Annotated in this window: 16 protein-coding genes, 1 tRNA gene and 1 pseudogene; 7 read left to right on the top strand and 11 right to left on the bottom strand. The window is 67.6% G+C overall.

Translation table 11 applies throughout. From position 1 onward, the window contains the following. Positions 1-41: 41 nt before the first annotated feature. On the bottom strand, positions 42-623 hold the full coding sequence (locus AC31A1_RS02185; RefSeq protein ID WP_489651525.1) for a hypothetical protein: 582 nt from the start codon (positions 621-623) through the stop codon (positions 42-44). A gap of 524 nt (positions 624-1,147) precedes the next feature. Here AC31A1_RS02185 and AC31A1_RS02180 point away from each other — a divergent pair. From AC31A1_RS02180 to AC31A1_RS02165, 4 genes and pseudogenes are all read left to right on the top strand, one after another. Then, on the top strand, positions 1,148-1,789 hold the full coding sequence (locus tag AC31A1_RS02180) for a ParB N-terminal domain-containing protein (protein WP_489651524.1): 642 nt from the start codon (positions 1,148-1,150) through the stop codon (positions 1,787-1,789). An 11-nt stretch (positions 1,790-1,800) separates the two neighbouring features. Next, complete coding sequence (locus tag AC31A1_RS02175) at positions 1,801-2,436, top strand: hypothetical protein (protein ID WP_489651523.1); 636 nt, start codon at positions 1,801-1,803, stop codon at positions 2,434-2,436. 98 nt (positions 2,437-2,534) lie between these two features. Continuing rightward, complete coding sequence (locus tag AC31A1_RS02170; protein ID WP_489651522.1) at positions 2,535-3,449, top strand: peptidoglycan-binding protein; 915 nt, start codon at positions 2,535-2,537, stop codon at positions 3,447-3,449. A gap of 59 nt (positions 3,450-3,508) precedes the next feature. Next, positions 3,509-3,928 (top strand): annotated as a pseudogene (locus AC31A1_RS02165) (single-stranded DNA-binding protein); the annotation flags it as partial. Positions 3,929-4,009: 81 nt separating this feature from the next. Here AC31A1_RS02165 and AC31A1_RS02160 read toward each other — a convergent pair. The 3 genes from AC31A1_RS02160 to AC31A1_RS02150 are packed head-to-tail and all read right to left on the bottom strand — an operon-like array spanning position 4,010 to position 6,603. Continuing rightward, positions 4,010-5,530, bottom strand: coding sequence for a hypothetical protein (locus AC31A1_RS02160; RefSeq protein WP_489651521.1), 1,521 nt, complete (start codon positions 5,528-5,530; stop codon positions 4,010-4,012). 34 nt (positions 5,531-5,564) lie between these two features. Next, positions 5,565-5,921 (bottom strand): hypothetical protein, encoded by a 357-nt coding sequence (locus AC31A1_RS02155; RefSeq protein WP_489651520.1) that lies wholly within the window; start codon positions 5,919-5,921, stop codon positions 5,565-5,567. Between the two features lie 13 nt (positions 5,922-5,934). After that, positions 5,935-6,603: an RNA polymerase sigma factor gene (locus AC31A1_RS02150; RefSeq protein ID WP_489651519.1), complete on the bottom strand. Its 669-nt coding sequence runs from the start codon at positions 6,601-6,603 to the stop codon at positions 5,935-5,937. 261 nt (positions 6,604-6,864) lie between these two features. Here AC31A1_RS02150 and AC31A1_RS02145 point away from each other — a divergent pair, with 261 nt between their 5' ends. The 3 genes from AC31A1_RS02145 (at position 6,865) to AC31A1_RS02135 (ending at position 8,917) form a co-directional block, all read left to right on the top strand. Further along, a complete protein-coding gene (locus AC31A1_RS02145) occupies positions 6,865-7,089 on the top strand; it encodes a hypothetical protein (RefSeq protein ID WP_489651518.1) in 225 nt (74 codons plus the stop codon). Between the two features lie 167 nt (positions 7,090-7,256). Next, positions 7,257-7,532, top strand: coding sequence for a helix-turn-helix transcriptional regulator (locus tag AC31A1_RS02140; RefSeq protein ID WP_489651517.1), 276 nt, complete (start codon positions 7,257-7,259; stop codon positions 7,530-7,532). Beyond that, a complete protein-coding gene (locus AC31A1_RS02135; RefSeq protein ID WP_489651516.1) occupies positions 7,526-8,917 on the top strand; it encodes a tyrosine-type recombinase/integrase in 1,392 nt (463 codons plus the stop codon). Before AC31A1_RS02140 ends, AC31A1_RS02135 begins: the two co-directional genes overlap by 7 nt. Positions 8,918-9,088: 171 nt before the next feature. Here AC31A1_RS02135 and AC31A1_RS02130 read toward each other — a convergent pair. The 7 genes from AC31A1_RS02130 to AC31A1_RS02100 all read right to left on the bottom strand — a co-directional run. Further along, a tRNA-Ser gene (locus tag AC31A1_RS02130) sits at positions 9,089-9,181 on the bottom strand. Between the two features lie 6 nt (positions 9,182-9,187). Beyond that, positions 9,188-10,366 (bottom strand): tyrosine-type recombinase/integrase, encoded by a 1,179-nt coding sequence (locus AC31A1_RS02125; RefSeq protein ID WP_489651515.1) that lies wholly within the window; start codon positions 10,364-10,366, stop codon positions 9,188-9,190. Beyond that, complete coding sequence (locus tag AC31A1_RS02120) at positions 10,366-10,578, bottom strand: excisionase family DNA-binding protein (protein WP_489651514.1); 213 nt, start codon at positions 10,576-10,578, stop codon at positions 10,366-10,368. Before AC31A1_RS02120 ends, AC31A1_RS02125 begins: the two co-directional genes overlap by 1 nt. Continuing rightward, on the bottom strand, positions 10,578-11,975 hold the full coding sequence (repSA, locus tag AC31A1_RS02115; protein WP_489651513.1) for a replication initiator protein RepSA: 1,398 nt from the start codon (positions 11,973-11,975) through the stop codon (positions 10,578-10,580). Before repSA ends, AC31A1_RS02120 begins: the two co-directional genes overlap by 1 nt. Before the next feature lie 4 nt (positions 11,976-11,979). Further along, positions 11,980-12,189, bottom strand: a complete 210-nt coding sequence (locus tag AC31A1_RS02110; protein ID WP_489651512.1) for a hypothetical protein — start codon at positions 12,187-12,189, stop codon at positions 11,980-11,982. A gap of 5 nt (positions 12,190-12,194) precedes the next feature. Beyond that, positions 12,195-12,377 carry a hypothetical protein gene (locus AC31A1_RS02105; protein WP_489651511.1) on the bottom strand — a complete coding sequence of 61 codons (183 nt, stop codon included), beginning with the start codon at positions 12,375-12,377 and terminating at the stop codon, positions 12,195-12,197. A gap of 94 nt (positions 12,378-12,471) precedes the next feature. After that, the coding region (locus AC31A1_RS02100; RefSeq protein WP_489651510.1) for a SpdD protein at positions 12,472-12,692 on the bottom strand (221 nt) is incomplete at its 5' end.

Genomic DNA, 12,692 nt, shown 5'->3' with positions numbered 1-12,692 from the left:
CAAAGGGCGTGCGGCCGGGCCGTCGTTCGACTGTGCGCGGGCTACTTATCGCCGTCGCGGGCGGGCGCGGCGGGGAGCATGGGCACACCGCGCAGGAGACTGTCGAGCTGTCCCTGCTCGTACGCCTCCAGAACGGCCTCCTGGCCGCCTTCCTTCCAGCTCAGGGTCACAGTTCCGGTCGGCTTGCCACCGGGGATACGGGTGAGTCCGGGGACTACTTCGCCGGTGAGCTTGTCGACGATGGAGTCCGTCGCCCTGTCGTACTTCACCCTCTTGAGCATCTTTTCGCGGAACGCGGGCCGGGCCTGGATGATGACCTCGACCTCTCCGTGCTCCTCGGCAAACGCGTTGAACAAGTCCTCGTCGCCGACGATGTACTTGTCCTTGGAGATCGCCACGGTGTGCGTCGCGACAGCGATGCCGTTGACCTTGGCGTCGACGGACTTGGTACTGCTCTCGGGGTCGTCGTACGCGCTCAGGAGCGGACCCTTCACGGCGGCGATCTTCTCGTCGATCGCGGGCACGACGTGTTCCTTGAACAGCTTGGCGAAGACGGAAAGCAGCGCGGCATCACCCAGGGGCAGGGTGGGCAGCGGCTTCTCTTCGGTGTCGTCGTACGACATGCCGGGTCCTTTCTCACCCAAGGCGTGGCCCAGGGCTTTTCGGGTCTTTCCCGGGCTGGGTGCACAGGGTGTCGCCAGTAATTACGTCGACCGGCGAAATCTGTGACACCTAGCCCCAGGCGGCTGGGTTGCTCTCCCAGCCGTGCGAAATAGTACAGCAAGCGTCGCGCCGTGGCGAGAGTGCCGTTCGAAACGGCGGCCGTATCGACTCCTCAGCGGTACAGGTCCGCGTTATTACAGGGCCTCAGGCCATCGTCCGAGCCTCTCGATCAGCCCGGAGCCGCGACACAAGCCAGCTAGGCCCTCTACGTTCCGCGCGGCTCTCCCACCTCTGATGACGTCGTCAGAGGCAGGTGGGCTCCGGGGTCGCCCCATCCGGAACGAGGGCGGCCCCGGCCCGGCGGCAGGCGCGGCCCGGCCATGACGGCACACCCCGCTTGCGAGGCGGGGCGCCGCGGTTGAAGTCCGCGGGCTCGCAGACCACGCCCGCCGCCGGCACCTCCGAATCAGCCAGAAGGACAGCCGTGGCCGAGACCGTGCCCGCCCCCCGCTACACCACCTACGTACCGCTCACCGACCTCGCGCCGGCACCCGGCAACCCGAAGAAGCACGAGGTCGAGCGGATCATCGAGAGCATCAGCACGCACGGCTTCGTCGACCAGCCGATCGCCGACGAGCGCACCGGCACCATCCTCGGCGGCCACGGACGCCGCGAGGCCCTGATCGAGATGCAAGCCCGCGGCGCACGGCTGCCGGGCGGCCTGCTCCTGGACCACGACGGCGGATGGCTGGTGCCAGTTCAGCGCGGCTGGGCCTCCCGCTCCGACGTCGAGGCCAAGGCCCTGAACATCAAGCTCAACAAGATCGGCGCCGACGGTGGTTGGCGACCACGCTCCCTTGCCGCCTACCTGGAGGACATCGTTACCGAGGACGCCGCGCTGTACGACTCACTCGCCATCCCAGAGGACGAGTTGGAGAAACTGCTGCGGCAGGTCGACCCCGAAACGCTGCCCGGTGCTGTCAACGAGGGCCAGACGCCCGTGCTTCACCTCCCGGACGACAACGGGGACGTCCCGGGCGGTGACGGTTTCAGCCTCGACGACGAGGGACGCGCCCGCCTGGCCACCTGCCCTGCCTGCGGCCACGCGTTCACGTCCGGCCGCTGAGGAGTCGCCCCGTGGCCAGCCGCCGCAAGTCCCACCGCCCTGGCGCCGGACGTCCTTCCCTGCTCTCTGAGGAGGTCGAGGCCCGCATCATCACCGCGTCCCGTACCGGCATCGCTGTCGAACTCGCCGCCGAGGCCGCCGGCATCTCAAGCGCCACTTACCACCGGTGGATGGCCCGTGGCCGCGCGGAAGTAGCCATGCGCGAGGACGGACAACCACCGAACCGGGACGAGGACCCGTACGTCGAGTTGTTCGAGAAGGTGCGCACCGCCCGCGCCATGGCAGCCGCCCGTGCCATGGCCAACATCAGGAGAGTCGCGGACGGCGGGATCGTCACCAAGGTGACCACGAGGAAGTTCCGCGACCCGGAGACCGGCCAGATCGTCGAAGAGGTCACCGAGGACCGCACGGCCCCAGACTGGCGCGCCGACGCGTGGTACCTGGAGCGTCAGCACCGCAAGCACTACGGCAAGGACGCGGCCCTCGCAATCGAAATCACCGGACTCGACAGCAGCGAATCTGCTCCGGACGAACGCGTGGACCTGGGCGCGCTCGCCGAACGCCTGAACCAGACGCTGTTCGCGGTGCAGTACCCCGACCCGCCCGAACTGGAGGACGTCGTGGATGCCGAGGTAGTCGACGGCTGACCACCGGGGCCAGCAGGCTCCGCAGGCAGCACGCGACACTAGCCCGCACCGCCGGTCACGGTGCTCCCTTCCTGCTCACCAGCACCGGAGGAAGCACTGTGACCACGACCCTGTACCCGGGCGCCATCCGCGGTACCAACTGGTACGGCGACACGTACGAGGGCGACCTGATGGACCCCAACACCCTCGTGCTGCACACCACCGAGGGGACGACCGTCGTCTCCTACGGCAACGGCGCCTCGGCCCCGAACCTCACGGCGAAGCCGAACTTCGCGAAGAAGACGATCGACGTCTACCAGCACTTCGCGCTGAACCGCTCAGCGCGCGCCCTGGTCAACCAGGCGGGTGGCGTCGAGACGAACACCAACAACGTCATCCAGGTGGAACTGGTCGGGACCTGCGACCCGAAGCACAAGAGCACCTGGAACGGCCTCAAGGCCGGAGAGGACTACGTCTACTGGCCGGACGCGCCGGAGTGGGCCTACGACGAACTCGCCGAACTGATCGCGTGGATGCACACCAACATGGGCATCCCGCTCTCCGGCCCGTCGGAATGGCCGGCCTACCCGTCTTCGTACGGTGCGACGTCGGCTCGCATGACGTTCGCCGAGTGGAACGCCTTCAAGGGCGTCTGCGGTCACCTCCACGCCCCCGAGAACGTGCACGGAGATCCCGGGAGCCTCCCGTTCGCCAAGATCCTCGCGAAGGCGAAGGCGATCGTCGGCAAGTCGTCGAGCGGCAGCTCGACCACCACGCCGAAGCCGAAGCCGACCGCGCCGGCGTTCCCCGGCCGGGACAAGTTCGGCCCCGGCAAGAAGAACAAGTACGTCAAGCAGCTTGGCGACCGCCTGGTCGCCAAGGGCTACGGCAAGCACTACCGCGTCGGCCCGTCGCAGACGTGGGGCGAGGCAGACCGCCTGAACGTCCGCGACTTCCAACTGTCCCGCGCCGAGCTGAAGAACGACGCCGACGGGCTGCCCGGCCCGCTCACCTGGAACTCGCTCTTCTCCTGACCGTCCGGGGTCGGCCCGCTGCCCGCGGGCCGACCGCCCTGCCTCCTGAAAGGTTCCTCTTGGCAGGCGAGACCACCATCACCGTCGTCGGCAACCTCGTCGACGATCCCGAACTGCGCTTCACCCCTGGCGGAGCGCCGGTATCGAAGTTCCGTGTCGCCTCCACGCCCCGGGTATTCGACCGTCAGACCAACGAGTGGAAGGACGGCGAGAGCCTGTTCCTGACCTGTGCCGTCTGGCGCCAGGCCGCGGAGAACGTCGCCGAGTCCCTAACGCGCGGCACCCGCGTCATCGTTCAGGGTCGCCTCAAGCAGCGCTCCTACGAGGACCGCGAGGGCATCAGGCGCACCGTGTACGAACTCGACGTGGAGGACGTCGGCGTGAGCCTGAAGAACGCGACCGCCAGGGTCACCAAGACCGGCGGACGGCGCGCGGCCCCGCCCGGGGGGAGTCCAGTGGCCGACGACCAGTGGGCGGGCCCGCAGCCGCCGTTCTGAAACTGGCACTACCCCAGTACGCGCCGCGCAGGAGGTTGGTCCACCCGCGCGGCGCGTCTCGTTCTAGGCAGCGGGGGCGATCCAGGCTTCGGGCAGCGCCACCAGGACGCCGCCCGTGGGTTCCTCATCGCCTGCGGCCACGGTGTCCTCTTGCGCGGGCGGGACAGGCTCCTCGGCCGCGTCAGCGTCGTCCTCGGCGGACGGCTGCGGCTCGGCAGAGTCGAGGTCCTGCGACGGTGCTGGCGTCTCAACAACCGGCGTCTCGGCAACCGGCAGCGTGGGGTCCGTCGGGGACGGATCAAGCTGCTCGGGCTCGGTCGGCTGCGTGGGCTCCGGCGTGGGGCTCTCCTCGACCGGCATCTGCGACTGCCCGTCCCCGGAGGGCTCGCGAGTCTCATCCGGCGCAGGATCGGTGGCAGGAGCCGGGACCTCCTGCGATACCCCGGCCGAGCCGTCTGGAGACGTCGACCCCGAGTCCACCTGGGTGGTGACGAGGACGACGCTGCCCTCGCTGTGGGTGCTCGGCTGGGTGACGACCGGCTGGGGCTCGATCCCGACGGCGAGCGCCACGATGTCGTCCTCACCCGCGATCACAATCGACCTCGTCGCGTCGTTCACGCCGAGCACAGCTCGGGCTGCCATCAGGACAGGCGTGCCTACTGGGGAGTCCTGCGGCGCCAACAAGATGGTGCGCACGTCGTGTTCGTTGAGGCCCAGGGTGCCCAGTGTGAGCGCGGCGAGGCGTGGCGGCAGGGCACCGGCGCCCACGACCTGTGAGGAAGAAGCCTTCTTTGGGGCCGTGCGCAGCAGCTCCAGGTACTCGTCCAGCCGCTCCTTGTCCGTGCCCCACAGCACGTAGCGGCCGGAACGGGCAAGGTTCGGGTACAGCTCCTTTGAACCGTCCTGCCGGGTCCAGGTGGCTGCGTAATCGGCGTCCCTGAAAATCCGCAACCCAATACGTTCGGACCCATAGCTGAAAGTAAAGATCGTCGAGTCCGGGCCGGTGGCGGCCTTGGACGCCATCACCATCCCGTCGGAGTCAGTGCACTCCGCTTCCAGATCGTCGATCGGGTTGCAGTCGATCTTCCCCGCGTCGGAGAAGTTCATGAAGTCCGATGCGGTGAACGGTTCTACCTTGTCGGCCGCGTCCGGGGCGCTGGCCGCGGAGCCCGCCGTGTTGCCCCCGGTGACGTAGCCCAGCGCCCAGGTCCCGGCGAGCACGGGTACCAGCGCTGCGACGATGGCCCACTTCTTCGCGCGGCCAGGAACCCGCGCGGGCTGGGGTGGCTTGGCCCAGGGGCCAGGGGTATCGATGGGCGGAGCAGGATCGACGGGGCCCAACAGCTCGTCGAGGTCCTTGAATTCGGGGCAGTGCTTGCGTACCAGGTTCTCGACCTGCTCCAACGGCAAGTCCGGCATCGCGGAGCTGACCTGCCGGACGGCGGAGCCGAAGGACTGCGGAATCAAGAACAGGTGGCGCTCGCCGTTGAGGTTGACCACGCCCACATCGGTGAGCGACTCATCGTCATCGTCCTCGCCAGGCTTGAGGACGTGAATCTGGATGGGCGGCAAGGACGAGGTCACGGCCGCGCCTCCAGCCTGCCGGGTATCACGCTGCTCACGCCTGCCGGTCGCTTTCCTTGCTCTTCAAGATCTCGGCGATGCGGGCCGCGGTCTTCTCGGCACGCTCGGGCGTGATGGCTTCGATGTCCGTGAGGACGACGTGGCCGCCGCCGGGCAGCTCGACCTCGGCGCGATGGATTTCCGGCTCGTCCAGCCCATCGCCCGAACCGGCGTCTTCGCGTGTGTCTTGCGGGTTCTGAGCGCGCGCGTACTCGCGCAGCATCGCCGCGCGGGTGTCTCGCACCCGCGCAGAGCTGCGCTGGAAGCCAGGCCGCAGGGCGCCCGCGGCGGCGAGCAGGCGGCGGGTCTCCTCGTCGTGAGGAACCGGGCCGCCGTCCAGCGCCTGCTCCACACGCTCGCTCTGGTCAGCGCGTCTCGACATGCGCCCTCGCCTCTCGTCTCTCAACCCGTTGTGCACCGATTCTCCCCCTGCTCACTGCTGCGGTCAGCAGGGCCTCCACCAGTTGGGAGGATGAGTCCCCGGCCGGCATGACCTCGGCGAGCTTGCGCAGAGACCGTACCGTCAATGTGCGTACAGCACCGTCCGTCTTGCCCATGATCTGCGCGGCATGCGTCGGACTCAATCCGTCGAAGAACCGCAGGATCAGAACCTGCTGCTGTTCGGGTCTCAGTTTGTGCAGATGCGCCTCAACGGCCCGCGCCAGTTCACGACGCTCGGCGTACTCTTCCGGGCCCTCCCCTGCTCGCGGCCGGTCGAGTTCGAGGTGATCGGCGTACAGGACCTCCGAGGGGCGTCGCTGCACCGAGCGCAGGTGGTCAAGAGAGGTGTTCTTCGTGATCGTGCGCAGCCAGCCCATCAGGTTCGTGCCCGGCCGGTATTTGCCGATGTTCTGGGAGACCTTCAACCAGACTTCCTGGCACAGATCCTCCGCAATGTGTCCATCACGGATGTAGTACCGAACCCAGTGGTACACGGTGTCGTTGAGTTCGTCGTACAGCACACCGATGGCATCGGCCCCGTCTTCTCCGCCCGCTGCGGCGCGTGCGACTAGGGATTCGAGAATGTCGGTCACAGCGTGCTGTCCCCCCAAGAGCCGATGCTGCGTTGTAGCTGCAACGCCACCTCGGGCACGGTCTCCACTACTCCCCCACAGAGGGAAGATCACGTTCCGATGCGACGCGAGGCAGCATAACTGGCTGTCTACGTAACGCGTCGAACGGGTTAGCGATAGCTTGTGACGGCCGCCGTGAAGTATCGTGCGGGCACGTGCTGGGAGAGCAACCCGGCGCCCACAAAGACCCGAAGCGAAAGGGCTACGGCCATGCCCCCGTACATGAGTGCTACCGACCGCGCGTTGATGCTCCTGCCGTTCGAGGAGTGGATCTCCCTCGCCGCCGCCGCGCGCTGCGCCGAGATCGATGAGGACGCTGCCACCAGCGTCGTTCGCGTGGGTCGTCGGCGTGGCGTCTTGCGAACCCGTGGCGCAGGAGCCGACCAGGACGTCATGCGCGTCTACCCCGGACCGCGCCGCAGGCGCCGCAACTCCATGTCGCTCTAGGTATCGCTGCCGCTCAGACACGACCGCCGCAAGATCACCCACCTGACAGACGGCCGGGCAAGACCCGGCCCGAGTTGGTGTTCGGCGGCGCGATCAAGAGCGGAGCAAGTACGGGAGCAACCTCATCGTGCGGACGGTGATCGACCGCCGGGCTGTAACAGATTTCGATGATCGGCGTACTGATCCATGCCGGACTGATCAAGACCGGCGCGAGACAAATTGAACCGCTCAGAGGGCTGATCACCTTGCGCCAGCATCGCGAACCGCACATGAAGCTCACCGACGTCCTGGACGAACTCGGCATGTCCCGGGCCGCCTTCTACCGCATGCGCGCCCGTGGCCAGTCCCCGAAGTGCCTCAAGCTCCCCAACGGCCAACTCCGGTTCCGCCGAGCGGACTTCGAGCAGTGGCTCAACACCTTGGAAGAAGACCTCACTTGCTGACGTACGACGTCGAGATATGGAACATCCGCATCCGCAAGGACCGCCGCAAAGCGCACATGCTGCGCTGGCGGGTGGGGGTTGAGGAGCACTCGAAGAGCTACCTCACGAAAACCCAGGCGGAAGGACGTCAGACAGATCTCCGCGCCGCGCTCCGCGACCACCAGAGATTCGATACCGAAACCGGTCTGCCCGAGTCCGAGTTGCGCGCTCTGAAGGCTCCCAGTTGGTACGACCACGCCCGTGCCTACGCCTTGATGAAGTGGCCCCAGGTCGCGGCTAAGCACCGCGCCAGCATCGCCGAATCACTCGCCGTCGTAACTCCGGTGCTGGTGAGCAGTACCCGGGGTGCCCCCAACCGCCGCATCTTGCGACGCGCCTTGCAGGAGTGGGCGTTCAAGATGATCCGTACCGACGAGGGCAAGACGGAGCCGCGGCTTGACAATGAGGAACCTCCTGCCGAGATAGCCGCCGCTCTGAAGTGGCTTTCGGACAAGTCTCTGAAGGTCGAAGAAGCTGCCCAAGCCGCTCACCTCCGTCCGGCCCTTGACGCGATCTCGCTCAAACTCAACGGCCGAAAGGCAGCGGAGAACACGGTGAAGCGCAAACTCGCCGTCCTGAGCAACTGCTGGCGGTACGCGGTGGAACTCGACCTGGTGCCCACTAGCCCCCTGTCGAAAATCGACTGGAAGGCGCCGGAGACGGATGACGAGATCGACTTCCGATACGTGCCGGGGCCGCAGCAGGTAAAGCACCTCATCGAAGCCGTACGCGAACAGGGACCGCGCGGCGAGCACATGTACGCCTTCTTCGGTTGCTTCTACCACGCGGCCATGCGGCCGTCCGAGATCGCGGCTCTTACTCGGCGAGACTGCCGCTTGCCGGAGTCTGGATGGGGGGAACTGATCCTCGCAGAGAGCCGTCCCGAGGTCGGCTCAGCGTGGACCGATGACGGAAAGTCCTACGAGGCGCGCGGCCTGAAGCGACGCGCCCGTAAGGCCACACGCCCAATTCCCATCCCGCCCGTCCTGGTGAAGATGCTGCGAGAGCATCTGAAGAAGTACGGCACGGCGCAAGACGGCAGACTCTTCCGCGCCGTGCGCGGCGGCAGAGTGCGCTCCACCGAGTACACCAAGATGTGGGACGCCGCTCGGCAGAAGGCGCTCACGCCCGAGGAAGCGGACAGTCCGCTCGCAGCCGTTCCGTACTCTCTCCGGCACGCAGGTATCTCGTTCTGGCTCAAGGCGGGAGTCGACAAGGTGGAGGTCGCCCGCCGCGCCGGCCACAGCTTGGCGGTGCTCTACCGTTTCTACGCCAAGGTGCTCCGCGGTATGCAGGAGAGCGCCAACGCGCTCATCGACAAGGCCCTTGCGGAGAGTGACGAGTAGAACGGCCACGACAGGCCCCGCCCAAACTAGGGCGGGGCCTTTTTTGGTCCGTGGCTGGTCCGTGAGCACTGAACCCGAGCGACACATCAGTGATGCAGGGTGAGACAGGCTCTATGCAGAAGGGTGCCCCTCAAACGAGGAGCACCCTTTCTGACCTGCATATCTCTGACCTGCGGAGGCGGTGGGATTCGAACCCACGGGGACGCTTTCACGTCCCTACGGTTTTCAAGACCTTTCGCCGATCATGGGCGGTGAGGTCTCCGCCGCAGGTCAGACGGGTACGAGTGCCCCGGAGAGGCCATCGTCATCGTCGTCGTGCCCGCTACGTGCCCCTCGGTCGAGATCGTGCCCGTTGACCCACGCGTCCGAGGCTTCGGCCACCTGGTCATCGCGGCCGGCGACCGGACGGGCGTAGTGCCGAGTGGTCACGCTCGCGTTCGAGTGTCCGAGGCGGTGAGCGGCCGTCATGACACCGTACTTGTCGGCTACCCAAGTCCCGTGCGAGGCCCGGAGATCGTGCGGGGTCACGTCGGTGAGGCCGGCCGCTGACACGGCAGGGTCGAAGTAGGCCTTGCGCCACTGGTTGTAGTGCAGGGGCTTGCCCGCAGCCGTGGTGAACAGCAGCGCGCGGCCATCGTCCGGCAGGGTCTCCAGGTGCTTCCCGAGCCGCTTCGCGAGGGTGGGTGCCACGCGCAGTAGCCGCTTCTGATGGGACTTCGGGGTGTCGAAGACCAGGGCACCGTTCGCCTCAGCGAGGTTCTCGTCAACCAGCACCGTGCCGCCCGCCACGTCGACATCATCGCGGCGCAGTGCGAAGCCCTCACCCACCCGCAGGCCGGCGAAGGCGAGAAGCGCGATCAGCAGGTCATGCGGCTTGTCGGCATTCCGCACGACGCGAGAGGCTTCGAGCGGCGTCAGGATGTGCGGCTCGGTCTGTGGCATCCGGGGGAGACGTACGCCCCGGCAAGGTGTCTGCGCGATCAGGTCGTTGTCGACGGCCGAGGCCATGACCTGGGACAGCACTCGGTACGCCTGCCGGATGCGCGATGGGCTGAGCCCCCTGGTTCGCATCTGCGCGACCCACTCTGTCACGGTGATCGGACGCAGGCTCGACAGCTCACGGTCCCCGAGCGCCGGGTTGATCAGCGAGTTGATCAGCGACCGGTACGAAGCCTGTGTCTTGTGCTTGAGCTGCGGTGACACAGCGGCAAGCCAGCGAGCCGACCAGTCCCGGACCGTTGTCTGTCCTTCAGCAGGATCGATCCAGCGGCCGTCTTCGATCTCGATGCGCTTCTTTGCCAACCAGCGATCAGCGTCCGTGGTCGTGGCGAACGTGCGGTCGGCAGGCCGCAGTACGCCATCAGGCCCCGGGTAGCGAGCCTGGTACCGCCCTGAGGGCAGCTTCCGAATCCTGCCGAAGCCCCGGCGAGACTTGCGCTTCCCAGCCATCAGGCAGCCCTCCTGAAGCCTGTCGGTCGGAGGACGACCGGTTCCACGGTGTTCGCGGCGATGTACTCGTCCAGCACGCGTTCCGAGATGCGGACGTTGCGACCGACCTTGACGAAGGCGATGCGGCGTTCTTCGATCAGCCGACGAGGGAAGCGGACGCCTGTGCCAAGGCGAGTGGCAACCTGCTTGACGTCCAAGAGTTGATCAGCCATCACCACTCCCCCTCTGTGCCGGGGTCGGGCAAGTCTGCGAGGGCTTCGCGGGCGGTCTCGCGGTTGCGTTGGATGTCGCGGCGGATGTTGGCGGCGAGCCAGGATTCGCCGGGGGTGTAGCCGTGGCCGGCGTAGATCCAGTGCGCGAGGGTGAGCGTGGTTGCCTCCGGATGGTCGTCGGGGTCGGGCAGGCCCAGGGCTTCGCGGTGTTGGGCCGCCCGGTAGTCGGCACGGACCTGTCGCAGGGCGCCCAAGGTGGTCGAGTAGCTGCGGGACTTGGTGGAGAAGTGGCCCCGGAAGCCGAGCATGTGAGCCCAGTCCCGGAGCTTGCGGTCCGGGTAGAGCGCGTGCAGGTCCAAGCACGCCTCGATCAGCCGGCTCGGGTGGTCGGGCACGCCGAGCAGCACGAGGGCTTCCTTGTTGCCGATCCGACGGTCGACCGTGCCCGTGGTCTCCGCTGCCTTGGTGGCGTACTTCGCGACGTAAGAAGCCACGGCCGCTTCCGTAATCTCCTCACCGTGGCCGAAAGCGCCGATCGGCTGGACATCGAGCTGGGTGCCCCACCGCAGCGTGCGAGCCGGCTCATCCTCAGCCGGGTCGACCTCGACCGCAACACGAGCAGCAGCAGCAGGAATCGCACCGTCGAGCAGGTCGAGGGTCGCCCAGGCCGGCGGGGGACTGTCGGGGCCGTCCGGTCCGTCAAAGCGGATCACGGCGTGGAAGTGGACGGCACCGCGCTTCTGGTACTCGGCGACCTTGCCGAAGGCCACGCGGGACTGTTCGCGAGCTTCCTTCTGCGTGAGGCCGGCACGTCGGGCGATCTCGCGGCGCAGGTAGATCGTGAAGTAGCGCCACAGGTCGGAGGCGTGGTTGTTCCACAGCACCGCGCCCGCGTAGTCGTACGTGCCGGGGTCGAGGGGGGTGCCGAGTTCGGGTGCGTCCTCGTCGTGGCGGGTGCCGCAGCGGCAAGGCCGGTTGCCCGGTCGGTTGTGGACGGGACCGAACGAGGGCGCGGTGAGGGTGGCGAAGACGCGGGGGTGGTCCCGGATGGTGTGCGGAGTGCCTTTGGCAGGGTCGCCGACGAGCCCAGCACGGATGAGGTGGTAGGTGTCGCCGGCGTAGGTCCAGGCGCAGGCCGGGCAGCGAGAGGCACGGCGGTTGCCGCAGGCGATGCGGAGCATGCCGCCGGGCTCGTTCTCGGTGCTGTAGGCGTACAGCACGGTCTTCGTGGTCGGGTCGATGGTCTTCGTGGCACCGGCGAGCCGGATCGGGTCGGAGCAACCGCCCGTGCGGCGGATCTGCTCTTGCCAGCGGTCGAAGTCAGCCGAACCGGCCACCCTCAGCACGTCACTGAGGGTGGCCGAGTCGAGACCCGCCAAGGTGGCGGTGTCGGTCACGCGATCACCTGCCGTTCCGGTGAGCGGGCCCGTGGTTGGCGCTGTAGTCCTCGACCAGGGCCGTGACGTCGGTGTCGCCGTTGGCGTGGTTCTCGGCACCGCAGCCGCCGCACATGTAGTCGCCCTGGGAGCTGCTGTAGCGGGTGCCGACCTTGACGCGCAGGCCGGGACGGTCCTCGGTCGGGGTGAGGTCGGCAGGGAGTTTGCGGAACATGGCGGTCACCTCCCGGCGCGGACGAGGGCGGTGGCGGGGGCGGTGTGACCGGTGCCCTTGCAGGCCGGGCAGGTGACGCGGAGGGTCACGCGGGTGCCGTCACGGTGGCGGGCACCGGTGGTGATGGCGGCGGTGGCGAAACCGTCGCAGTCGCGGCAGAGGGGCGTGTTCGGGGCGTGCTGGGGCATGATGGGGCTGTCCCTTTCGGGTCCGTTGGATCAGGAATGGGTGAGGCGCCCGGAGCGGCGGAAGTTTGGCGACCGAGGCCGCTCCGGGTGCCGGTTAACGCTGGTTGTTGAGGTCCTTCAGCAGCGAGCGCAGGACGACCGCGACCACGGCGACGGACATGCCCGTGATGGCGACCGCGAGGAGCAGCGAGACCAGGACGGCTCCGACGACGAGGACCACGGCACCGCCGCCGGCCGCGAGGGCGAGCGCGCTGCCCGGGGTGAGCTGGATCGTCGGGCGGTTCGAGACCGGGGCGACCGGAGCCGGGGCCTGCG

The organism is Streptomyces sp. P5F9 (assembly GCF_057961495.1).
This window is presented reverse-complemented; position numbering and strand designations above follow the sequence as displayed.

Excerpts from the sequence above, each read along its gene's own strand:
- AC31A1_RS02110 (WP_489651512.1), bottom strand. The coding sequence starts at position 12,189 with ATGTTCCGCAAACTCCCTGCCGACCTCACCCCGACCGAGGACCGTCCC.
- AC31A1_RS02185 (WP_489651525.1), bottom strand. The coding sequence starts at position 623 with ATGTCGTACGACGACACCGAAGAGAAGCCGCTGCCCACCCTGCCCCTG.
- AC31A1_RS02125 (WP_489651515.1), bottom strand. The coding sequence starts at position 10,366 with ATGGCTGGGAAGCGCAAGTCTCGCCGGGGCTTCGGCAGGATTCGGAAG.
- AC31A1_RS02145 (WP_489651518.1), top strand. The coding sequence starts at position 6,865 with ATGAGTGCTACCGACCGCGCGTTGATGCTCCTGCCGTTCGAGGAGTGG.
- AC31A1_RS02120 (WP_489651514.1), bottom strand. The coding sequence starts at position 10,578 with ATGGCTGATCAACTCTTGGACGTCAAGCAGGTTGCCACTCGCCTTGGC.
- AC31A1_RS02105 (WP_489651511.1), bottom strand. The coding sequence starts at position 12,377 with ATGCCCCAGCACGCCCCGAACACGCCCCTCTGCCGCGACTGCGACGGT.
- AC31A1_RS02140 (WP_489651517.1), top strand. The coding sequence starts at position 7,257 with ATGATCGGCGTACTGATCCATGCCGGACTGATCAAGACCGGCGCGAGA.